Source organism: Chitinophagales bacterium (genome assembly GCA_017303835.1).
Classification (GTDB): Bacteria; Bacteroidota; Bacteroidia; order Chitinophagales; family Chitinophagaceae; genus JAFLBI01.
Window position 1 is genome coordinate 2,436,187 of sequence record JAFLBI010000001.1, and the last position, 22,647, is coordinate 2,458,833.

Annotated in this window: 18 protein-coding genes and 1 tRNA gene; 12 read left to right on the forward strand and 7 right to left on the reverse strand. The window is 42.2% G+C overall.

The annotated features are described in order from the left end of the window. Position 1: 1 nt before the first annotated feature. The gene (locus J0L83_10980; protein MBN8665094.1) at positions 2-1,075 is read right to left on the reverse strand and encodes an iron-containing alcohol dehydrogenase; all 1,074 of its coding nucleotides are present in this window, start codon (positions 1,073-1,075) and stop codon (positions 2-4) included. A gap of 567 nt (positions 1,076-1,642) precedes the next feature. Between J0L83_10980 and J0L83_10985 the strand changes: the two genes are divergently transcribed. The 4 genes from J0L83_10985 (at position 1,643) to J0L83_11000 (ending at position 4,000) form a co-directional block, all read left to right on the forward strand. After that, the gene (locus J0L83_10985; protein ID MBN8665095.1) at positions 1,643-2,431 is read left to right on the forward strand and encodes a DUF3050 domain-containing protein; all 789 of its coding nucleotides are present in this window, start codon (positions 1,643-1,645) and stop codon (positions 2,429-2,431) included. Between the two features lie 231 nt (positions 2,432-2,662). Beyond that, positions 2,663-2,735 (forward strand) — tRNA-Phe (locus J0L83_10990). Between the two features lie 219 nt (positions 2,736-2,954). Next, complete coding sequence (locus J0L83_10995) at positions 2,955-3,413, forward strand: mobile mystery protein A (protein MBN8665096.1); 459 nt, start codon at positions 2,955-2,957, stop codon at positions 3,411-3,413. Continuing rightward, positions 3,404-4,000, forward strand: coding sequence for a mobile mystery protein B (locus J0L83_11000; protein ID MBN8665097.1), 597 nt, complete (start codon positions 3,404-3,406; stop codon positions 3,998-4,000). The genes J0L83_10995 and J0L83_11000 overlap by 10 nt, the downstream gene beginning before the upstream one ends. Before the next feature lie 79 nt (positions 4,001-4,079). On the opposite strand, the gene J0L83_11005 is transcribed toward J0L83_11000, so the two are convergent. Both J0L83_11005 and J0L83_11010 read right to left on the reverse strand, forming a co-directional pair. Continuing rightward, positions 4,080-6,287, reverse strand: coding sequence for a DUF2075 domain-containing protein (locus J0L83_11005; GenBank protein MBN8665098.1), 2,208 nt, complete (start codon positions 6,285-6,287; stop codon positions 4,080-4,082). Beyond that, positions 6,284-6,604 carry a nucleotide pyrophosphohydrolase gene (locus J0L83_11010; GenBank protein ID MBN8665099.1) on the reverse strand — a complete coding sequence of 107 codons (321 nt, stop codon included), beginning with the start codon at positions 6,602-6,604 and terminating at the stop codon, positions 6,284-6,286. The genes J0L83_11005 and J0L83_11010 overlap by 4 nt, the downstream gene beginning before the upstream one ends. 311 nt (positions 6,605-6,915) lie before the next feature. Between J0L83_11010 and J0L83_11015 the strand changes: the two genes are divergently transcribed. The 5 genes from J0L83_11015 (at position 6,916) to J0L83_11035 (ending at position 15,491) form a co-directional block, all read left to right on the forward strand. Further along, the gene (locus tag J0L83_11015) at positions 6,916-8,157 is read left to right on the forward strand and encodes a DUF418 domain-containing protein (GenBank protein ID MBN8665100.1); all 1,242 of its coding nucleotides are present in this window, start codon (positions 6,916-6,918) and stop codon (positions 8,155-8,157) included. A gap of 1,418 nt (positions 8,158-9,575) precedes the next feature. Further along, positions 9,576-11,477, forward strand: a complete 1,902-nt coding sequence (locus J0L83_11020; GenBank protein MBN8665101.1) for an FAD-dependent oxidoreductase — start codon at positions 9,576-9,578, stop codon at positions 11,475-11,477. Positions 11,478-11,948: 471 nt separating this feature from the next. Continuing rightward, positions 11,949-13,412, forward strand: a complete 1,464-nt coding sequence (locus tag J0L83_11025; protein MBN8665102.1) for a calcineurin-like phosphoesterase C-terminal domain-containing protein — start codon at positions 11,949-11,951, stop codon at positions 13,410-13,412. A gap of 499 nt (positions 13,413-13,911) precedes the next feature. Continuing rightward, entirely contained in the window at positions 13,912-14,814 is a 903-nt protein-coding gene (locus J0L83_11030) for a tetratricopeptide repeat protein (GenBank protein ID MBN8665103.1), read from the forward strand. Then, entirely contained in the window at positions 14,811-15,491 is a 681-nt protein-coding gene (locus tag J0L83_11035) for a DUF4918 family protein (GenBank protein ID MBN8665104.1), read from the forward strand. The genes J0L83_11030 and J0L83_11035 overlap by 4 nt, the downstream gene beginning before the upstream one ends. Here the strand turns inward: J0L83_11035 and J0L83_11040 are convergent. The 4 genes from J0L83_11040 to J0L83_11055 form a co-directional block, all read right to left on the reverse strand. After that, on the reverse strand, positions 15,478-16,125 hold the full coding sequence (locus tag J0L83_11040) for a response regulator transcription factor (protein ID MBN8665105.1): 648 nt from the start codon (positions 16,123-16,125) through the stop codon (positions 15,478-15,480). The two genes, J0L83_11035 and J0L83_11040, sit on opposite strands and share 14 nt — an antisense overlap. Before the next feature lie 156 nt (positions 16,126-16,281). Beyond that, positions 16,282-18,546: a tetratricopeptide repeat protein gene (locus J0L83_11045; GenBank protein MBN8665106.1), complete on the reverse strand. Its 2,265-nt coding sequence runs from the start codon at positions 18,544-18,546 to the stop codon at positions 16,282-16,284. 110 nt (positions 18,547-18,656) lie between these two features. Next, positions 18,657-18,884, reverse strand: a complete 228-nt coding sequence (locus J0L83_11050) for a hypothetical protein (protein ID MBN8665107.1) — start codon at positions 18,882-18,884, stop codon at positions 18,657-18,659. Positions 18,885-18,904: 20 nt separating this feature from the next. Continuing rightward, positions 18,905-20,185, reverse strand: coding sequence for a M20/M25/M40 family metallo-hydrolase (locus tag J0L83_11055; GenBank protein ID MBN8665108.1), 1,281 nt, complete (start codon positions 20,183-20,185; stop codon positions 18,905-18,907). A 101-nt stretch (positions 20,186-20,286) separates the two neighbouring features. Between J0L83_11055 and J0L83_11060 the strand changes: the two genes are divergently transcribed. The 3 genes from J0L83_11060 (at position 20,287) to J0L83_11070 (ending at position 22,577) form a co-directional block, all read left to right on the forward strand. Then, positions 20,287-20,832 (forward strand): hypothetical protein, encoded by a 546-nt coding sequence (locus J0L83_11060; GenBank protein MBN8665109.1) that lies wholly within the window; start codon positions 20,287-20,289, stop codon positions 20,830-20,832. Between the two features lie 115 nt (positions 20,833-20,947). Continuing rightward, positions 20,948-21,502, forward strand: a complete 555-nt coding sequence (locus J0L83_11065) for a hypothetical protein (GenBank protein MBN8665110.1) — start codon at positions 20,948-20,950, stop codon at positions 21,500-21,502. Positions 21,503-21,539: 37 nt separating this feature from the next. Next, on the forward strand, positions 21,540-22,577 hold the full coding sequence (locus J0L83_11070) for an alkaline phosphatase family protein (GenBank protein ID MBN8665111.1): 1,038 nt from the start codon (positions 21,540-21,542) through the stop codon (positions 22,575-22,577). Positions 22,578-22,647: the final 70 nt, after the last annotated feature.

Consider the following 22,647-nt stretch of genomic DNA (forward strand, 5'->3'; position numbering starts at 1 on the left):
ATTACAATTTCTCGTAGAGTGCGCGCAGCTTTTCTCTAGTCATGATTTTTTCCCAATCCTTACCCAGTGCGTTTTCCCAAAGTGGCTTCATGCCCAGGCTTACATTGATCATGGTATCAAACTGCTCATCGGTTAAGCCGGCACAAATACCTGTTGGAATAGTATATCCACCTTTCTCCACCATGCGTTTGAATTCGGCTGTGCCCGCAGGATAATATTCTTCCAGGTGATTCATCACAATACAATTACCAATACCATGCTTGGTGCCTAACAAAAAGCTGAGACCATAACTCACGGCGTGTGCAACACCAACCTGACTATAGGCAATGCTCATACCACCTGCATAAGAAGCCATCATCAGTTTATCATCGCACTCATCATCCCACTGGTCTTTTTCTAAGAATACATTGCGACATAATTCCAATGCTTTCTCGCCGTATGATTTACTGAACTCGTTGAGGTAAGTACCTTCTAAACTTTCGATGCAGTGGATATAACAATCCATGCCTGTATAGAAACGTTGGTTGGCAGGTGCGTCTTTGGTGAGTTCTGGATCGAGTACGATTTGATCGAAAGGTGTGAAATCAGAATTCATACCCAGCTTGCGCGTTGGTCCGGTTAAAACCGTTGTTCTACTCACTTCTGCGCCGGTACCGCTGAGGGTAGGAATCCCTACTTTATAGACACCGGCTTGTTTCACCAGATCCCAGCCTTGATAGTCTGCAGATGAGCCGGGGTTATTCATCATGAGTGAAACCGCTTTGGCTAAGTCCATGGCAGAGCCTCCACCGATACCGATGATACCGCTAACGGTGCCGAAACTTTCTTTCAGTTCTTTGGCGAGCGAATCCACATAAGTGGTCTTTGGTTCATATGTAACGTCTACAAAAATGATTTTGTCTTTTCCGCGCAGCGGGATGCGGTTCACGAGGGGCTTGCCTTCAAAGAAATGGTCAACCAGAAACACCATGGGTGCATCGCCCTTGCGTTGTGGGGCGAGTATTTCGTCTAACTGATTGAAAGCACCACGGCCATACACCACATAACCCACCATTTTGAAATTGCGGAACTGCATAGAAAAATTTTGGCAAAGTTCTGTAATTCTGGTGATAGTTGATGGTCAATAGACCATGGTTTAAAGTTGATGGTTACTGGTTTATGGTTTTTAGTTTTCACCGCCAAGTCGCAAAGTCACGAAGTGGCGCAAAGACAATGTCAAATCTCAAATAATAAATCTCAAATTGATTTTCTCTGCGCTAACTCTGTTGACGCTGCCTCTCTGCGGTAAAATCTTCCTAGAGAAATGTCAAATAATCATCCTCGCGAACCTTAGCGTCTTTGTGCTTGTCCACCGAAGCTTTAGCGCAGGTGGGCCTTTGCGGTTAAGTAAAAAATCTGCTTCAATTTCAAATCTCAAATAATAAATCTCAAATTGATTTTCTCTGCGCTAACTCTGTTGACTCTGCCCCTCTGAGGTAAAATCTTCTCGAGCAATTTCAAATGGTCTTCCTCGCGAAACCTTGCGCCTTAGCGCCTTTGCGGTTAAGCAAAAAACCTGCGTCAATGTCAAATCTTGCATTGATTTTCCCCGCAAACCCCCAACTTTGCCGCCCATTATTTGTTTTACCTCAAAACTGATATCATGCAAAACCCCCGAATACTTGCATTACAGGAAGCCATTGCGCCTTACAGAGCCGAGATTGTGCACCACCCTTTATACGCGCAGATGCGCGAACTGTCTCATGTTCAATTATTTACAGAAGCCCATGTCTTTGCCGTATGGGATTTCATGAGCTTGCTCAAGAGTTTACAGCAGCAGCTCACATGCACCACTACGCCTTGGGTGCCCAAGGGTGATGCGGCTACGCGCTTCCTCATCAATGAAATTGTGACCGGCGAAGAAAGCGATGTAGATGCGGCAGGCAATAGACTCAGTCATTTCGAATTATACCTGCAAGCCATGCAGGAGCTGGGCGCCAATACCGATGTGATGGGCCAGTTTATTCATTATGTACAGAGTGGTATTCCGGTACATGAAGCCATGCAGAAACTGCACCTGCCCGATGCTATTCAGCAATTTGTAAACTATACGTTTCATGTAATCATGAACCAGCCTGCCCATGTGCAGGCCGCGGTGTTTACATTTGGCCGCGAAGACCTGATACCCGATATGTTCCATGCCCTGGTAACCGATTTGAACCAGCGTTTTGGTGGCAGACTCAAGACTTTCCAATACTATTTAGAGCGACATATTGAAGTAGATGGCGACCACCACAGCCAGTTGGCTTTGCAGATGGTAGAGCGCCTTTGTGGCGATGATGCCATTAAGTGGGCCGAAGCTACCCAGGCGGCTATCAAGGCTTTGCAGCGCAGAACCGCATTGTGGAACCTGGTACTGGAGCGCATGCAGACCCCTGTTTTCAGAAATTAAATGGGGGAAAACTTGTTCATTGTGTGTTCAGCCCCTATTTTTGCTGCCCGCTAGCAAATAGCATGCGAAGGTGCGGCCTGTGTGCCGAAGTTCTAACGCAGGCACATAGCTCAGTCTCCCGAAAAATCGGGATAAAGTCCGAGCAAAGGAGTTGAAAGAAATAAAGTGCATTTTTGCACGATAGATAAAAAAAACGCTTTTGGTGCGCCTGCGCACCGAAGCTTTAGCGAAGGTGCGGTAGCTCAGTCGGTAGAGCAAAGGACTGAAAATCCTTGTGTCGGCGGTTCGATCCCGCCCCACACCACAACAACCCCGAATTATCGGGGTTTTTTGTTGCCCATAACCCTCAACTAGCAACTACCAACCACAAACCATTAACTATTGTCCATTAACCATCAGCTAAATATCATTAATAACCAATAAGTTAAATATTTTTGTCAGGCTATACCCTGATTTTTTAATCTGTATTGTCAGGTTATACCCTTACATTTGATCAAAATTTGTCAAGTTATACCCTTACACAATGCGCAAAAAATCATTACAGATACAACAGTTGGGCCGTAAAATGCAGGCCTATGCGCAACTGCAAACCCTGGTGCCACCACCTACGGGATGGATTAAAGCGGTGCGTACCGCTATTGGTATGAGCATGCAACAATTGGGTAACCGCTTGTCTATAACCCGGCAGAGTGCGCAGGAAATAGAACAGCGCGAGCAGGATGGCTCTATCACGCTCAAGTCTTTGCGCGAAGCAGCCCATGCCATGGATATGGAATTGGTTTACGGTTTTGTACCCAAGGATGGCAGTATTGATCAGTTGATAGAACGTAGAGCAAAAGCGCTGGCAAAGGAAATTGTGTTGCGCACATCCCATTCTATGCGATTGGAAGATCAGGAAAACAGCCAAGAGCGCATACAGCAAGCCATTGAAGAAAGGGCAATGATGATTCAACAAGAATTACCAAAAGCTTTATGGGATTAGACCTTGACTATATAGATGGACAAACGCCGATTGAGGAAGATGAAAAAGAGGGGCTGCTGATCTCTACCATTACCACTCGTGGCGAGTTAGATGAATTTGAGCAGCAAAACATAGAGCAGGCCGTGCAATGGAGTCTGGGCAGAAATATTAAGCCCGAACAATTGTTCTCTGAAGAATTTATCAAGGCATTGCATAAACGTATGTATGGCCAAGTGTGGCAATGGGCCGGAGAATTTAGAAAAACGAATAAAAACTTGGGTGTAGACAAATGGCAGATAGCACCGGCGTTGCGTGGTTTGCTGGATGATGCACAATACTGGTACGCGCACCAAGCTTATGCGCCGGATGAACTGGTGTTGCGGTTCAAGCACCGCTTGGTAAGCATTCATTGTTTTCCCAACGGCAATGGTAGGCACAGCCGCTTGATGGCAGATATCATGATTGAAAAATTATACCAAATGCCTGTCTATACTTGGGGAGCTGTTGGTATGCATAAAAAAAATGATCAAAGAGCTGAATATCTTCAAGCGATGCGAGATGCAGATACAGGAGACTTTATTCGCTTGATCACATTTGCTCGTAAGTGAACAAGAAAATAATGATTACCGATTTTCTTGATATCAAGAAACTATTGTAATCAACGTTGGAAATTGAAAGTTCAAAAACCTAATCAAGTATTCTCTCAAAGATTCCTAAGACTCTAAAGTTTAGTAGGTCGTCTTCATTTAAATAGATATCTGTATAGTTTTCAGACGTCGAAAGAGGTTTTAATGTTATCGTTTCATGTTTCCATCCGTCTTCAGACACGCTTTTTTTACTGTGATATTCCTTAACTGTGTAACCAGACCCAAAATCAGCATCATGAATATTTGTTGCTTCAACTAAAACAATTTTTCCTTCTCTTGAGCCACCTTCATATTTCTTAAATAAACAAAATGAGCCATTTGGAATCAATTTATTCATAGATTCTCCAAGCACCTGACATACAAAGTATTCTTTTTTTGCTGTTATATTTTTGGGTAATTCAATCCACTTTATCTCTTCTTGTTTTTGAAGCTCACTAAATTGACCAGCAGCAACTTTAATGTCTATTAATGGAACAGCATTTACAAAAGGCTTAACCTTGTCAAAAGGAAGTATTCGAAAAGAAAGCGCTGGTTTATATGATTGAATATGACGTTTTAAATATGAGCTCATATTCGTATTACAAGCATAAATGTAAGTGCCTCTTATTCCTCTATACATTATTGTCTTATAGACATTTATAATGTATTTCTTCAACTCATCTTCGTTTGCGCCGATTTTGCCGTATTTATCAAAATATTTTTTTGGATCAATTACAATCTTGTTAAGCAGAGGATCATAATCAATTTCTGATCCAAAGATGATGCCTGCATAGTTAAGATCATATCCTTGAGTTGTATGAATACATCCTATTTCATTAAAGGCATTAGCGGAATTTACCCAATCTATATTTGTAGAGTTCCATTTAAACTTCAGCCCGTCAAAATCAAAATCTGTAACATCGGGCGTAGGTTTAGGTTTTCGCTTGGGATCAGAAAGCCACTCCCAAGCATAACCTGCAATCATTCTACATAAGCCATATTCGTTTTCCTTTTCACTTAGTTTCGCATGCATTTCTTTAAAAGAGTCAAAAACATAAAGGTCATATCCTCTGGGAGAAAAAATATTTGTTTTTGCTCTTGTGTGTAAAAGGTCATCTACGAAAGATATGTAATTATTGCTATCATCACCTTTAACCCTCATCTGAGATGTTAGCTGAATCTTTAAGCTTTTATGATTAGATAAAAGCTTCATAAAATCCTTTTCATTAACATCCGAAGGCTTAACAGATTGCGTTTTATCATAAAAGAATATTTGATTTTTACTATTTGCAAGTATCCAATCAAGTTCGGTGCCATTATCTCCCAAGCCAAGCTTTTTATTGTTATTCTTAAATGCACCGCGCCATGAAATATTTTTATATTGCCTAAGCCTGTGCGCTTCATCTACTATTAGTAAATCGTATTTCTCCTTTTGTTTAAATGTTTCAGCCGGACTAATAACCATTGAGGCCTTTAATCCTGGAATGTTACTAAAAACGTTTTGTAGAGTGGTTCTTAGTGAGGACATTGCAATAACTAATGCTATCCGTGCCTTAGGATATTTCTTACGAAATAGCTTAACGTAATTAAGTTCGAGTAGTTCTTTCTCGTTTGTGTCATCATTGTTTTCTTCAGGGTCTGAGCTTAATAATTTAATTAAGTATGAAGCAAGAATTGTTTTACCAGTTCCAGCGCTACCACTAATAAATATTTGATTTGTATCTCTTTTTGTCAATCCCTTAAGTATTTCTAAGGCTGAATTATACTGGTCCTCATTCAGTGTCTTATAAGGTGAGTATTTAAACAACTCGCTGTTCTCTATTTCAGCTAAAGTTTTACTTACAACTCTTTTTTGCAATAGCTTCTTCCAAACTTCTTTGAATAGGCTCTGGTATAAGTCTTGTTGATAGTAATTATGGTTAATTAACCCATGGTTTCCATTTTGTAATTTATAGGTTCCTTCTGCTGTTAGATATTGTATAAGACTTGATTCTAAATCAAGTGTTGCTGACTTATTAAACTTATCTGAGCTAATAATTGAAACCTTGTTTAGTTTGAGGCGCTGAGGGTTTGATAAATGATTCTTGAATCGACTAGAAGCATTGGTAGATTCACCTACATATGCAATTTTTTCACCTCGGTTTTGAATGAAATAAACTAGCGGCCACTGATTTTTTACCCAAGGATTTTGTTCGATTTTGGCTAGGCCCGAAATACTAAAATCATATTCCTCTGATATTTCTACAGCAAGATCAAAGCTGATACTCATAGCTCGTTGTATTTTTTCGCTGTACCTTTTGCTTTTTCAATAGGATATTTTTCTGAATTCTTTTTAATCTTTTCAAGAATTATTTCTTTAACATCAAACTTATATTTTTCTGCCAAAAGAAAAGCAAAAGCAAAAATATCTGCTAGCTCTTCTTTTACCTTTTCGGCATTTGCATCATATGGACTTTTCCATAAAAATAGTTCTAAAAGCTCACCGGCCTCTATATTAATAGCGATTGCAAGATCTTTTGGATTGTGAAACTGTTCCCAATCCCTTTCGTTTCTAAACCTTATTAAATTATCAATTATCTCCTTCATGATTTACAATTTAAACTCTTCAATAGAGAAATTAACTGAATTAAATGGACGTTATTAAAAGTACCGAAATTAATTTTTAACCTTCCTCACAATTACTAAAAGTTTTATCCGTAGCTCGTCCAAATAGGTTAAATAATTACTCTGAATCACTTTGTGTTATTGTAATTAGAATTCAAATCACTAAATTCATCCATCAGCTGCTGCGCCCGTCTTGTGATCAAGAATGCTGTAACGTGTTTCTCACCAAAAACACTGCTATGTAAACAGCATCGGGCTTACAGCCCACCACCAACACCGCGCGTATTGGCGCCATGGATACCATTCGAGGTATCGCCTTGTTTGGCATTCTCTTAATGAACATTATTGGTTTTGGTTTATACAAAGCCTATTTCGACCCCACCAATAACGGTGGTTCCACCGGCTGGAGTCTCAACGTATGGTGGATGAATATGCTGTTTTTTGAAGGCACCATGCGTGGCATGTTTTCCATGTTATTCGGTGCAGGTATTCTCTTGTTTACCGGCAGGGCCACCGGCGGCACACAGGAATCTGTAACCGATACCTTTTTTCGCCGCCTGCTCTGGATGATTCTGTTTGGCGTGATCCATTGTTACCTCTTACTCTGGGATGGGGAGATTCTCTATACCTATGGCATCGTAGGTATGTTTGCCTTTAGTTTTCGTCACCTGAAACCGGGTAAACTCATCGTGGGTGCGGCTTGTATATTGATGGTGTCAACATCTTTCAGCGTAGTAGATTATGTTGATCATAAAGAAGCATACACGCAAGGAACAGCAGCGCGCGCCAAACGTGCCAAGGGTTTGGTATTGAATACAAAAGACACAGAAGCCATTGCCAAATGGAATGGCATAGAGAAACAAGAAAAATATTCACCGCAGCAAGTACAGGAGGAGATCAAGGCACGCAGTAAAGATTACTGGAGCATTGTACAACACAAGCTGCCGGAAAATGTATACATGCAAACACATTTTCTATACTTCATCAATTTCTGGGATACGCTTGCTATGATGTTGTGGGGCATGGCCTTTTTTAAATGGGGCATATTGAAAGCGGAGAAATCGCGCCGCTTTTACTTGCTCATGGCATTATTCGGTTATGGTATTGGCATAACGATTAACTATTTCGAAACTGCGCATATTGTAGAACAACAATTCAGCATCTTGTCTTTCTACAGAAGTTTTATGAGCTATCAGTTTGGTCGCGTGCCTACTACTTGCGGACATATTGCCTTGATCATGCTCTTTGTGCAATCCGGCATATTGCCCTGGCTGCGCAAAGCTTTAGCGGCAGTGGGACAAATGGCTTTCAGTAATTACATCATGCATTCGCTGATCTGCAATTTTATTTTTCTGGGTTATGGTTTGTCGATGTACGGCAAGCTGCAGCGTTATGAATTGTATTATATCGTAGCGGGTATCTGGTTGTTTCAACTAATTGCAAGTCCTATCTGGTTGCATTATTTCAGGTTTGGTCCGCTGGAATGGATGTGGCGTAGTTTAACCTATTGGCAGCGCCAGCCGTTTAGGAAGTGAATAATTATTGTTGATTTTCAATTGTCAATTGGTTATTTGAGATTGCTGATTTGAGATTTGACATTGAAGCTGATTTTTTGCTTAAACGCAAAGGCCCACCTACGCTAAAGCTTCGGTGGACAAGCACAAAGACGCAAAGGTTCGCGAGGAGGATTATTTGGTATTGCGAATTTGAGATTTGACATTTCTCTAGAAAGAATTTACCGCAGAGCGGCAGAGTCAAAAGAGTTGGCGCAGAGAATAATCATTCGAGATTTCAAATTTGAGATTTGACATTGGCTTCGCACTGCTTTATGTTCTCTGCTTTAAGCACATACGACACACTTGTGAATGCTTGCAATCGCTCAGGCCGCAGGGACTGGTATTCATTGGAGAAGTATAATAAAATCTCTAACTGCTAATCAACCTCTGAGAGCTTGGAACAGCCGAGTTTTATACTGTTGCCGTTCACCACAGTAGTAGCGCTGCTGATAGCAAGGTCCACTTCGCTGGCCGTACATCAGCGAAGTGTCTCCTTCTTTGGTACTTTCTTGGAGAAGCAAGAAAGTACAGATAAACAGCAAGCGCCAGCCGTTTAGGAAGTGATTGATGATTGACTATTGTTAATTGGTTATTTGAGATTTCGAATTTGAAATTTCTATATAATATTTTACCGCAGAGGGGCAGAGTCAAAAGAGTTGGCGCAGAGTGTGTCTTGAAGTAGCTCTGCGTAGCCTCAGCGCTCGCTGCGTCTCCGCAGTGAAATCAATAACCATCAACCATGGTCTATCAGCCTATTCCTCCAAAGACTAAAGGCAAAAGACCAAAGACCTATTAGCCTTGTATCCAGTCTTAGACGAGGTGAAACCTTTAGAGAACAGAGGAACAATAGAACAGAGGAACAAGGAACGCTCAGCATATAGAAGTTAGAAGCTAGTAGCCAGCTTTTCTCGCAAGGCGCGCAAGGATTTTTTTTAGCACGCAAGTTTTTTATGAAGATCATTGCGTGCCTGATATCCTGGCGAGCTTAGCGTGAAACACCTATAGAGCAAAGGAATAATAGAACAGGGAACAGAAGAAGGAGTAATGAAAGCCGAGAATAGAAAACGAATAATTTCAGTAACCATCAACTAGTAGCTAATAGCCATCAACCATGGTCTATTAGCCTTGAACTATATGCCCTTTGCAGTAATCCTACTACAAGCTATCCAAGCATTCTACCACAAGTCTTTCTTTTGGAATAGAGGAGTTTTGAGTATTCAATATCATCAAAAACCAGTTGTATGAAAAACCTAGTATTTGTTGTGTTGGTAGCACTGCTATTTGCCTCTTGTACTTCCAGCAGGCTGAGTTGCCCAACCATCAATAAACATTATTGGGCCAAGAATGGCTAATATGGTCGGCAGTAATTGTTTCAGTAATTTGCTGAAAACAATCGCTTGAAGAAGATATTGCTATTACTGTGTCTGCTGGTGTCAGCAGCGTCTATCCATGCACAAGTTCGTTTGCAGACCGAGGTTTTGGTCATAGGTGGTGGCACCGGTGGAACAGCTGCGGGTGTTCAGGCTGCACGCATGGGTGCAAAAACCATTATTACAGAGCCAACAGTTTGGTTGGGCGGTATGATGACCGCCGCAGGTGTTTCTGCTATCGATGGTAACCACAATCTACCTTCCGGTTTATGGGCTGAATTTCGAAGCGCATTATACAAACATTATGGTGGCGCCAATAAAGTGGCAACAGGATGGGTAAGTAATACCTTGTTTGAACCGCATGTGGGTGATAGTATCTGGAAAGCTTTTTGCAAAGGAGAGCAAACATTATCGGTTCTTTTTCAACATCGATTTATTCGTGTCATCAAAAAAGATAAGCAGGTAACAGGTGCTGTATTTATGGATATGCAATCCGGTAAAACAGTCACCATTCAAGCTAAGCAAGTAATTGATGCAACTGAGCTGGGTGATGTATTTGCCAATGCAGGTGTGTTGTTTGATGTGGGTATGGAAGCGAGTAAGCTTACCGGCGAGAAAGTAAATATTGCTGCATCAAATGATATTATACAGGATCTAACTTATGTAGGTGTGCTGAAGGATTATGGTCCCGGTGTGGATTGTACCATTGTGCAACCCAAGGGATTTGATCCGGCTGAGTTTGATGGTGCTTGTACGGATTATTATCAAAACACAGCTCGTGTAAAACCAAGCTGGGATGCAGCTAAGATGTTGAATTACGGAAAGCTGCCAAATAAAAAGTACATGCTTAATTGGCCTGCTTATGGTAATGACTATTACTTGAATTTGATTCATGTGCAGGATACGGCGCGTGAGCGAATGCTGGATGCCGCCAAACAACAAACCCTGCGGTTTATTTATTTCATTCAGCACACACTTGGTTATAAGCATCTCGGTTTGGCTGATGATGAGTTTCCTACAAAAGATAGGTTGGCACTAATACCCTATCATCGGGAGGGTAGGCGAGTTAAGGGACAAATACGATTTACCTTAAACGAATTAGCCGATCCTTATGGCGGCAAAGCTTTGTATAGAACTGCTGTTTCGGTAGGCGATTATCCTGTTGATCAGCATCACCGGAAAAATCCGGATGCGCCACAACATTTGTCTTTTTATCCTGTGCCATCGTTTAGCGTGCCACTTGGTGCATTAATTCCTGAAGGTGTAAAGGGTTTAATTGTAGCGGAGAAAGGCATCAGTGTAAGTAATGCGGTAAATGGTGCTACCAGATTACAGCCATGTGTCTTGTTAACTGGTCAGGCGGCGGGTGTATTGGCTGCATTGGCGGTGAAACAGCAAAAAGATGCAGCCGGTGTTGCTGTGCGCGATGTGCAGGAGGCACTTATTAAAGCAAAAGCATATTTGTTGCCCTTCTATGATATCAAGCCCGATCATCCGCATTTTGCCGCTGCGCAAAGAATAGGTGTAACGGGAATCCTGCGTGGGAAGGGCATTCCCAATGCTTGGGCTAATCAAACCTGGTTATATCCGGATTCATTGGTACATGTACAGCGTTTGTTGGCATACATGAAACCCTTTACCGGCAATATTGCTGTGCCACAAGGGGAGTACTTAACTTGTAATGATGCTTTATCGATCATCAAAATCATCGCCCTCAGACATCTGAAACAAATGCGCAATAGCGAATGGCGTTTTGTGGATGATGCGCAATTACAACAGCAGTTAAACAAAGCTTGGTCAGACTGGGGCTTTGGTGTTTGGCAGGGACAAAATGCAATTACGAGAATACAGATGGCCAAGCTCCTGGATGCAACGGTAGATCCATTTCATTTAAAAGCAGTGAATCATTTAGGTGAGTGGATTGATTAGTGCTTGGATGCATCTGCGATGATACAAGTGCTTGGAATTTTTAGCTAAAGCGGAAATTATTTGAGATTTTGTATTTGTGATTTGAGATTGGCTTCGCACTGCTTTGGTTTCTCTGCTTTGAACACTTAAGACGTAATTGTGCATGCTTGTTATCGCTCAGGCCGCTAGGCCTCGTCCCTGCTTCCGGTCTGCTTTGGCTGCTACCAACACCGCTTCGCGTTGTTTGGTTGACAATGCTGCGCTTGTCACCGCACCCAAAAAAGGCCCGTCCGCAGGGACTGGTATTAGACAGAAGATTTCAAATTATTTGACACTAACTAGTAACATATAACTATAAACCATGGTCTATGGACCATCAACCATCAACCACCAACCAGAATTCAGTACATTCAATCTGCCATTGCTAACAATGAAATAATCTATTCACCTGCTTGTTCAGTTTAAATTGCAGAAACCCTAATCAACCCCCATATGAAAAGAAGAGTTTTTCTAAAGAACTTCAGCCTTAGTGCATTTTTATTTGGTGTGCCCGCGCTTGGTCAGGCACAGATTTCAGCAAGTAGTCAAAGAAAAATCAGCGGACGCGTACACGAGAATGGCAAAGGCATTGCTGGTGTAGCAGTTACAGACGGGTTCACTGTTGTAGTAACAGATGCACGTGGGCGATATGCGCTGGAAGCGCATCCACATGCGGAGTTTGTGTATATCAGCACGCCTGCAGGTTATCATTTTCCGCAACAAAATCTGGTTGCACTATTTTACCGGGCTTTGAGTGAGGGCATCACAACTGCAGATTTTGCTTTGGAAAAATTAGCAGTGGATGATACCAAACATCAGTTTGTGGTTTGGGCAGATACACAGATGATTTCGCAATCAGATTGTGATCAGCTGAAAGCTACCACCGCGCCTGATCTTAAGAATCTGGTGGCGGGTTATCCTGCAGGTAGTTTGTTTCATGGTATTGGATGTGGTGATCTGGTTTGGGATAAGTTTGAATATTTCAAAGACTATAAAGAAGCGATTGCCGCAACAGGAGTTACATTCTTTAATGTGATTGGTAACCATGATATGGATACTGATACCCGCACGGATGATACTTCTGCCAAAACCTTTAAGCAAGAATTTGGTCCAACGTATTATTCCTTCAATCGTGGGCAAATACATTATGTGGTGCTGGATGATGTGTTCTTTGTTGGTAATGCGAAGAAATACATCGGTTATATCACAGAACAACAATTGCGCTGGTTGGAGCAAGATCTGCAGCAAGTGAAACCGGGAACTACGGTGGTGGTGAGCCTCCATATTCCCACCAATACCGGCGCAGCCAAAAGAGCAAAGCGCGAAGAAGATATGGGTGCTGTGGTTACCAACAGAAAGCAGTTGTACAATTTATTGGCAAAGTATAAAGTGCATATCATGTCGGGCCACACGCATTTCAATGAAACCTGGGAAGAGGCCAATATGATGGAGCACAATCATGGAACGGTCTGTGGCGCTTGGTGGACGGGTCCGATCTGTGGAGATGGAACACCCATGGGTTATGGTGTGTATGAAGTAAATGGCAGCAATATTACCTGGTATTATAAACCAACTGGTAAATCCAAAGACCATCAATTGCGTGTGTATGCAAAGGGACGTTTAAAAGAAGCGCCTGATGAAATTGTTGCCAATGTGTGGAACTGGGATAAAGCATGGAAAGTAGAGTGGTGGGAAGATGGTGTGGCCAAGGGGCCGATGCAACAACGTGCAGGAAAAGATCCGTGGGCAATTGAATTGTATGCTGGTCCAGAACTTCCGGTGAAGCATAAGTTTGTTGAGCCGATGTTGACAGATCATTTGTTCTTTGCCAAGCCTTCGGCTGATGCCAAACAGATTATTGTAAAAGCAACCGATCGATTTGGTCAGGTGTATACAGAAACGGTACAGATAAGCTGAGCTTGAATAATAAGGATTACTGGGTCCTCATGCAAAATCATTCTTTTGTATGAGGACTTCTTGTATCTAGGTGTATTACTTTGTATACAGCAGTTAGGCACAAATAATTGATGTGCACACAATATGTTTTCACAGGATGGACTTTTGACACAGGGGCGCAAAGCCCCTTTTTTCATGCACAACAATCAGAAAATCAACCTTTTGTATGAATCTGCACTGCGGAGAAATTGCTTTTTTGCATGCAGTAATCTTACTACATGCAATTGGGCAATCAACCACAATAAACCCTTGATAGAAGCGGGAAATTTGATTGTTCAATACCATCAAAAACCACAAGCATGAAAAAGTTAGTATTTGTTGTATTGGTTGCATTGTTATTTGCTTCTTGTACATCCAGCCGACTGAGTTGTCCAACTGTCAACAAGCACTATTTTGCTAGACAGGGTTAAGTGGCACTTGGGATAATTGTGTAATTTGATGAGGCAATTATTGTTGTCTCATGCACAAGCCCAGGTTTATTAAAATCAGTTTTGTTTTACTGCTTATTGTGAGCAGTTGTTTTGTACAAGCGCAACTCACTTGCACAAATGATGCGCCTGCATCGCTTCGCACTACGAACAAAACCTTGTTGGCAAAACTCGATACAGCGCGCAAACAGTACCTGCAAGACAGCACCAATGCTGATAAGCTGATTTGGTTAGGCAGAAGATTGGCTTATGTGGGTCGCTACCAGGAAGCAATTGCTGTTTTTACCAAAGGGATTGAACGTTTTCCAAAAGATGCACGCATGTTGCGGCATCGTGGTCATCGCTACCTCAGCCTGCGTTGCGTAGATAAAGCCATTGCAGATTTTGAAGCTGCTGCTAAACTAGTTAAGGGTAAACCCGATGAAGTTGAGCCGGATGGTTTGCCCAATGCACAGAATATTCCTACCAGTACTTTACAGACCAATATTTATTATCATCTTGGACTAGCGCACTATCTGCAAAAAAATTATGCGGCTGCAGAGAAAGCGTATCAGCAATGTCTGAAACTGTCTAAGAACCCGGACATGTATGTGGCTACTGCTTATTGGCAATACCTCACATTGCGACATCAGCAGAAAGACAAAGCAGCAGCCAAACTGCTCAATACCATCAAACCCAATATGCCCCTCATAGAGAATGAGGATTACTATGCACTGCTGCAACTCTTTCAGCAAAAGCCTTTGATCAAAGATCCTGCCGATATGCTGGAACAAAAAAAGGAACTGAGCCTGGTTTCTTATGGCTATGGTTTGGGTGAGTACTGCTGGCTGAGCGGACAAACAGATTTTGCCAAAGCAGTTTGGCAAACTGTATTACAAAGCAGTCAATGGAGTGCATTTGGTTATCTGGCTGCTACTGTGGCGCTAACGCGATGAGTAAATATCTATCCGAACAAATACTTGCTTTCTACACGAATCTTCGGGTACCGGAACGTTTACCTAGAGGTGTGGAAGTACTATACCCCTTTGCAGATGCAGCTGTACAAGCAGTGATGCAGCAGTTTTATGCGCAATACTTTCATGATACAAAAGAGCGGACCCTAATCTTTGGCATCAATCCAGGTAGGCATGGTGCCGGCATTACCGGCATCAATTTTACTGCACCCAGACAGTTGTTGCATGATTGCGGTATTCAACACACATTCGGAGATTCATCAGAATTATCTGCTGAGTTCATCTATGCCATGATACAAGCTTATGGTGGTGCGGAAAAATTCTATCAAACGTTCTTCATCAGTGCTGTGAGTCCGCTGGGTTATGTATTGAAAGGCAAGAACCTGAATTATTATGATACGCCCCTGCTGCAGAGAAGACTCAAGCCTTTTATTGTGGATTGTATCATGCAACAAATACAATGGCCTGTCAACAGGAAAAGATGCATTTGTATTGGAGGCGATAAAAACCTGCGCTATCTCTCAGATTTGAACGACCAATACCAATGGTTTCAGGAGATTGATGTGCTACCGCATCCGCGCTTCATCATGCAGTATAAACGAAAATATCTGCAAGACTACATTGCGCAGTATCTGGATGTGCTCACTAAGATTGAATAAGCTTGTGCTGATAAGCGTATTTAATCAAACCCAAAACGCTACCTGCATTAGTCTTACGGAAAATATTCTTGCGATGGGTTTCAACAGTGCGTTCGCTGATGAAGAGTTTTTCTGCGATGGCTTTGTTTGATAGCTCTTTTTCTATCAGTCGTATAATTTCTATTTCGCGTGCAGTTAATTGTACTGTTTCGTTTTCTTTCGCTACCTGATCAAATCGCGCCAGCTCATTTAATACTTCCTCACTAAAATAAATACCACCGGCTGCAACTTTTTCAATGGCGGCAATCAAATCTTGCTTGCTGATATTCTTCAATACATAGCCGGCAATATCTGCTTCATTGATCATCTCGTTTACGATATCGCCCTGACCACTCATGCTCAAAGCCAGTATTCTGGTTTCAGGAAATGCTTGTTTTACTGCTTTGGCTAGTTCTTGTCCCGTCATTTCAGGCATCATGATATCGGTGAGTAAGACATCGACCGGTGCATTTTTCAGCAGTTCCAGCATGGTCTTGCCGGATGTAGCAATATGTGCAATGCGAATATGGGGGTGACCTTGTAAAAGTGCGGTGATACCGTCAATCACGATCTGGTGATCGTCTGTTATAGCCACGCTGATTGTTTTCCTGCTCATCGGGGCCGAATATACAAAACCCTATTGAGCATGTATCAGTATCCAGAAAGATCCGGATAAGTCTGCCCCCCGACGATGACTTTCTCCGGAATCTTCCATGGAATTTATGTAAAGCTATCTTATAGCAAGTGGTGCGCTATACCCTGTATTGGGTATTTATGCTGCAGGCACATGAATGGCGATCAAAGTGCCGCGGCCCGGGGCTGCATCCCATTCCACACTGCCTTTGAGATAGCTGATACGTGTTTGAATATTCTTTAGACCGATACCGTTTCGCTTGTTGGCATCATTCAAATCAAAGCCCTTGCCATTGTCTTCAATGGTTGCGGCAATACCATCCGCATCGCGGATAATAGAAATATCCAGTTGATTCGCGCCAGCATGTTTGATCACATTATTCACGCATTCCTGAATTACTCGGTATAAAACAGCTTCGGTGTTTTTATCCAAATGCTCTTGTAAACCTTCTGTATATAAATTCACTTTCAATACGCGGGCATCTATCTGGTTGATGAATTCCCTTACAGCGGCAGCCAAACCATTTTTCAGCAAGGCATTGGGCATCATGTTGTGCGATACGCTACGCACTTCTTTACAGCTATCATCAATTAAGGCCAGTACTTTATCGAAAGCTGCTTTCTGTGCAGGATCATTGAAGGATAATTCACTTTCCATGGCAGAGAGATTCATCTTGGCAGCACTCATCATCTGACCAACACCATCATGCAAATCTGAAGCAATACGCTTGCGTTCGTTTTCTTCTGCTTCCATCACGGCTTTGGTTGCCAGGTCTTCTTTTCTGCGTAAAGCTTCCTGCATAGCCGCCGCCTGCTTCAATTGTTTTCTGCGGTGGAAGGAGTAAGCGAGTAAAGCACCCATGGCAGAAAGCGCAATGACAACAAAAAGAATGGTATTCTTTCTGGCGATTTCCAGTTCTTGTTTTTCCAGCTCCAACGCTTTGATGCGATTTTGTTTATCGAGTTCAGTAATCTGCTTGGCCTTGGTGGCTGAATCCAATTGTTGTTGCAGAATGATTTCTCGCTGCTTATTCAGGTCAAGTTCATTCTTAGTTATGGTGAGATTGGCTTCGCTTAGCTGCAAAGCATTTTTAGTGAGTGATAATTGCTGTTGATCAATCAATAGCGCTTTGATGGAATTATCCTTACTCAACAGCTCAATCTGATGGGCTTTCTTTTCCGTATCGTATTTGGTTTGCAGCTCGTTCACCTGACGTGCTACTTTTTCGTTCAATAATTTATCGCTGATCTGCTGATATTTCGATTTGTAGAAATAAGCACTTTGAAAATTGCCCAGCGCAGAATCCAATTGAGATCTGTGCAGGTAGATCTCTCCGAATGTATATTGATCCGTACCCAGCTTAGCGGTTTCTTCTGCTTTATTTAACCACTCCAAAGCAGGCGCATATTTCCCCATCAGGGTATAAGCATAGCCGATATTCTGTTCAATGAGTGCTACGCCGGAATAGCTTTTACTTTCTCTGGCAATGCCCAATGCTTGTTGTAGTGGTGGAATAGCTTGTTCATATTTACCTTGGCGTATATAGAGCGCACCGATATTGTTGGCACAAGCTTGTACACCGCGTTTGAAATTACCCTTTTCAAAACTGGTTCTGGCTGCATCTAAATACTCAATGCCTTTTGTGTAATCCACTTCTGTAATAAAGACATTGGCCATATTCAGCTGTGCTTTTCCGGCATCGATATAATTGCCTTCTGCCAGGCAGGAGCGGATACTTCTGTTGAGATAATTCTTCGCTTCCGAATAATTGCGAATCTCAAAAAAAAGTTTACCTAAGTTGTTTTCAATCACACCTACATTCTTGTCGTTACGCTGCTCACTGATGCGCAAAGCATCCAGCATATAGGTAATGGCTTTGTCTTTCTCGCCTTTGTCCTGATAAGCAATCGACATATTGCTGTACACCGTACCTAGGCCGGCGAGGTTATTTCTTTTCTGATACAACTTCTCCGCTTTTTCATAATTGTTCAGTGCTTCCTGATACTTTGATTGTAAATAATAAATCTTACCAATCTGATCTACCGTGTTGGCGTAATCGTCTTCTTTCTTTTGTTGTAGGTAGATTTCACCTGCTTGCTGAAACAGCTGCAAAGCTTGTTGCAGGTGATTGCGAAACTGCTGCGCTGTACCCTGTGCCAACCATGCATCAGCCAAACCTATTTTATAGTTGAGCTTATTGGCTAAGCTGATGGCTTGCAGGCTGTATTGATATGCATTAGCTGAATCGCCCTGTGCATAGGCATTCGCAATACGATTGAGCAAATTGATTCTTGCAGTATCTGTACGGATTGTATTCAGTTGCTCTTTCAGCGAAGCAATCTTGGTTGCGTTTTGTGCGAATGCAATAGATAATAGTAAGGACAGCAGCAAAAACAGTCTCATGTAGTGAAGGGTTAATAGCAGACTTAAAGATAGTTGGCAGTTTGTTCACAACGAAGCTATACCCTTGTTTTTTGAAGCAGATACCCTGACTCGGGTATTTTTGTACTTGCTTAATTCCATTTGATGCAATGGGCATAGTATAATTCTTGCTTCAGCAAGGCTGTAAAAATTAAATAAGCACCTGCGAAATCAGGCTCCCATTCCATCCGGCGCATGATTTCTTCCGGGCCCGGTCTTGGTTCGGTAATACCGCTCAATACTTGTTGCGCAAGCTGTAAAAAGAATGCTTGTTCGGCTTCTAAAAAAACAAGATCAGTATATGCGGTATTATACACCATACTTCATCAGTCTTTGTATTTTATCTCGTTAATCTATACAAGAACACAGCTGTTCTTTGAATCAATAAAGGGTACTCTTTTAGATTGATTGTTTCACCTGGTGCATGTGCGCCTCGGCCCGATGCACCCAATCCATCCAAACAGTCTAGATACTGTGCTACATAAGAAATATCACCTGCGCCCCTGCTGCCGGGATTACCCGGATTTACTTTACCCAAACCCATGGCTTCGCTGACTGCACTTAATTGAACAGCGAGCTTTGCGTTACCTTCCGTGGGCGACATGGCAGGAATACCATCACTGAATTGAATACTGGCTTTGGTGCGGGGCAGTGATTGGCCAACAATCTGTCGCATGGTATTGCGTGCATTTTCTTTTTGCGTTTCAGAGATAAATCGCAAATCACCAATCACGACTGTTTTGGGAGAAATGATATTGGTCTTTCCAGATACCGTACCACTTTGTGCATTTTCCTGATAGTTTAATTCAGAACCACCCATGAATAATCCCGGATTGAATGTGAGGTATTGTTCCTTACTCAATGTCTCACGAAAGCTGTTCACAATACGTGCAGCTTCATAAATCGCACCATAACCAGCAGCGCCAAAAACACCGGAAGAATGTGCTTGTTTGCCTTCTACTTCCAAATGCCAGCCGCTAGCGCCACGGCGTGCAGTAGCAACTGTATTCAGATTGGTAGCAGTTTCAAAAGCCAAAGCAATATTATGTTCTTTCGCACGCGCGATAAAATCACCTCTGGATATTTCTCTAGGATGACCTGCATTTTCTTCATCACCAGTCATGTACACCGTGATATTGGTTTCATCCAACATACGCAATTGATGCATGGCTTTCAATGCAGCAATGATGAGTACATCTCCGCCCTTCATATCATTCACACCCTGACCAGTTGCTGTACTGTCATTCAACATAGTAAATGGATTGGCAGGCATGTCTGGTTCAAATACGGTGTCTAAATGACCAATCAGAAAAAGTTTTTTTCCCTTCTTACCCTTTCTGTAAGCAACCAAGTGTCCTGCACGTTTCAACGAATCAGGCATCGCAATCCACTCTACCGTAAAACCCAAAGCCCTTAATTCTTTTGCATATAATTCGCCAACGGCTTTTACACCATTGATGTTGAATGTGCCACTATTGATATTTACTGATTGCTTCAAGAGCTCAATGGTTTGCGGCATTGCTTGTTTAATCAGATGTGTCAGCTGTTGCTCCTGACTGCTCAGTTGGGCATGTGCAAAGAGATTCAGGAATAGGCACAAGGCGAGTAAGGGCTTTCTCATTAACAAGGGTTTGTATGAAGATAGGCAATGGATAAAATCATTAATTGAAATGACTGACGAAAATCATGGTATGCGATACGAAAACCGATTAGTTTGCTGTCATGAAAATGATATGGGTACTCCTCTTTTGTGCAATTGCTTCGCAATTGTCGGCACAGGATAGTGCAAAACACCGCTGGCAGGGTGGTGCTGAGTTGGATGTATTGCCTTATGCACTCGGCGGCTATTTTGCTGCAGGATGGGTGGGTAAAAATCAAACCCGCATCAGACTGCTTACGGCAGATGTGCGCAAACCAGATATCACTACCACCAAGGGTTTCACCAAACATCGTATTCATGCATATGCTTTGGTGGCGGATTATTTTTTCAAACCAAATTGGACCGGCTTTTGGATTGGCGGTGGTGCAGTCTTGTGGAATAGCAACATTCAGGAAAAAAGTTCAAGCAAGTCTGCTAGTTTCAGTAACTACCTTTTGAATGGGAGCGCAGGTTATCACTATCGTTTTGGAAAACGATACTATCTCTCGCCATGGGCGGGCATTAGTCTTCGGGTAGCTGGCGATAAAAACATACTGGTAGGCAGTTCGCGCTACACTTTGCCCTTATTAAATCCGGAAGCTTCTCTCAAACTGGGCATAGTTTTCTAAAAAATATGTGATAGGGTATCACATATTTTCTTACCAATAATCATGTACAATAACCGATACGGTATTTTGGCTTTTGTGCTTTTTCTTGCGCACGCATTTTCGTTGCAAAAAAAGTATGATGCGTAGTTTTTTAAGTGTATGTACTGGTATTGTTTGTTTATTAACAGCATGTACCAAACCTGTTCCCTTTGTACCGGATACCAAAGCTGCTTTAACCATCACGACTCATTTTTTAAATGGTAGCTCAACCAGTGTGCAGTTAGATGCGGTAGAATTAAGGGCGAATAGTTATATCAGCAAAGTGAACAACGGTGGTGGCGATCTGCCCTTCCTAAGTATCACCGGCGTGAATCAAGAAGATGGTAAAGAGTATGTATTCACGTTTACTGGAAAGCAGGCAGGCTCACATGAATTGATTTCCGCTGTACACAACTTCCCTTCAGCCAATCAGCTAGTGCGACCATTATTGGGTATTGTGTTAAGTCCCAATTCAACACAGTATAGTCTGGAGCCGGCTGCTGGTACAGTTGCACTGCGTTATAGTGCGGTGAACAAAATCATGACTGGTGAAATTGTGAATCTGCGTTTTAATCAAGGTATGACCGACCCACTGCAGCGTTCGCATATTATTGTGAACGGTAATTTTCAGGATTTGCCCTACCGTCAATAAAAATTGCGCCTTTGCGTATCTTGGAAAAAATTCTAGTATGCAAAGGCGTATTTTATTTTGTCTCCTCGTGTTGGTGCAAGCAGTATATGCACAAAAGCCAATATCCAAAATTGCTTTTGGTTCCTGCGGGCATGAAGACCACCCTTTGCCGGTATTTCGCACCGTTGTGCAACACAAACCTGATCTCTTTATTTTTCTGGGCGATAATATCTATGCCGATACAGATGATATGCAGGTGATGCGCCGCAAGTATGCACAGCTGGCTGCTAACAAGGGTTTTCAGGCATTGCGTGCATCTACACCCATCATTGCCACTTGGGATGATCATGATTTTGGTCGTAACGATGCGGGTAGACATTATCCATATAAAGATTCATCTAAGCAAATCTTTTTAGAATTTTTCAAAGAGCCTGCAACATCTGCGCGTAGACAACATGCAGGTATCTATACTTCGTATTATTATCAGCAGTATGGTAAAACATTGCAGATTATTCTGCTTGATAACAGAACCTTTCGAGATAATCTATTGCCTTATCGTGGCGAAGTGAAAAATGATCCGCGTTATAAATACGAATTGGATTATGCGCCACATACCAGCAAGGATTCTACTTTATTAGGTGAAGCGCAATGGCAATGGCTGGAGCAGGAATTGCGTAAGCCGGCTGATTTGCGCATCATTGGTTCCAGTACACAGTTTTCTATTGAGTTCAATGGCTATGAAGCTTGGGCCAATTTTCCGCATGAGCAAGAGCGCATGTTGAACTTGATTAAAGAGACAAAAGCCAATGGTGTGTTGTTCTTGTCTGGCGATGTACACTATGCAGAATTATCAAAACTGCAGTATCCGGGTTTGTATCCCATCTATGATTTAACATCAAGCGGATTGTCTTCTACCTGGGATTTTGCTACGCCCAATCGCAATCGTATCAAGGGTCCCGTAATGGAGAATCATTTTGGAATGGTGACCATTGATTGGCAAAAAGCTGATCCGCTCATCCAACTGGAGATTAAAGACGTGCCGGGCAAACAAAGAATTCTACATCAACTGAAACTGAGCGAATTACAATTGAAATAAGCAGTAAGCATCATTGTGTAATCGCCTTTCATCCAAAAATTTTTTCTGCTTCCGAAAAAATCTAGCAGTT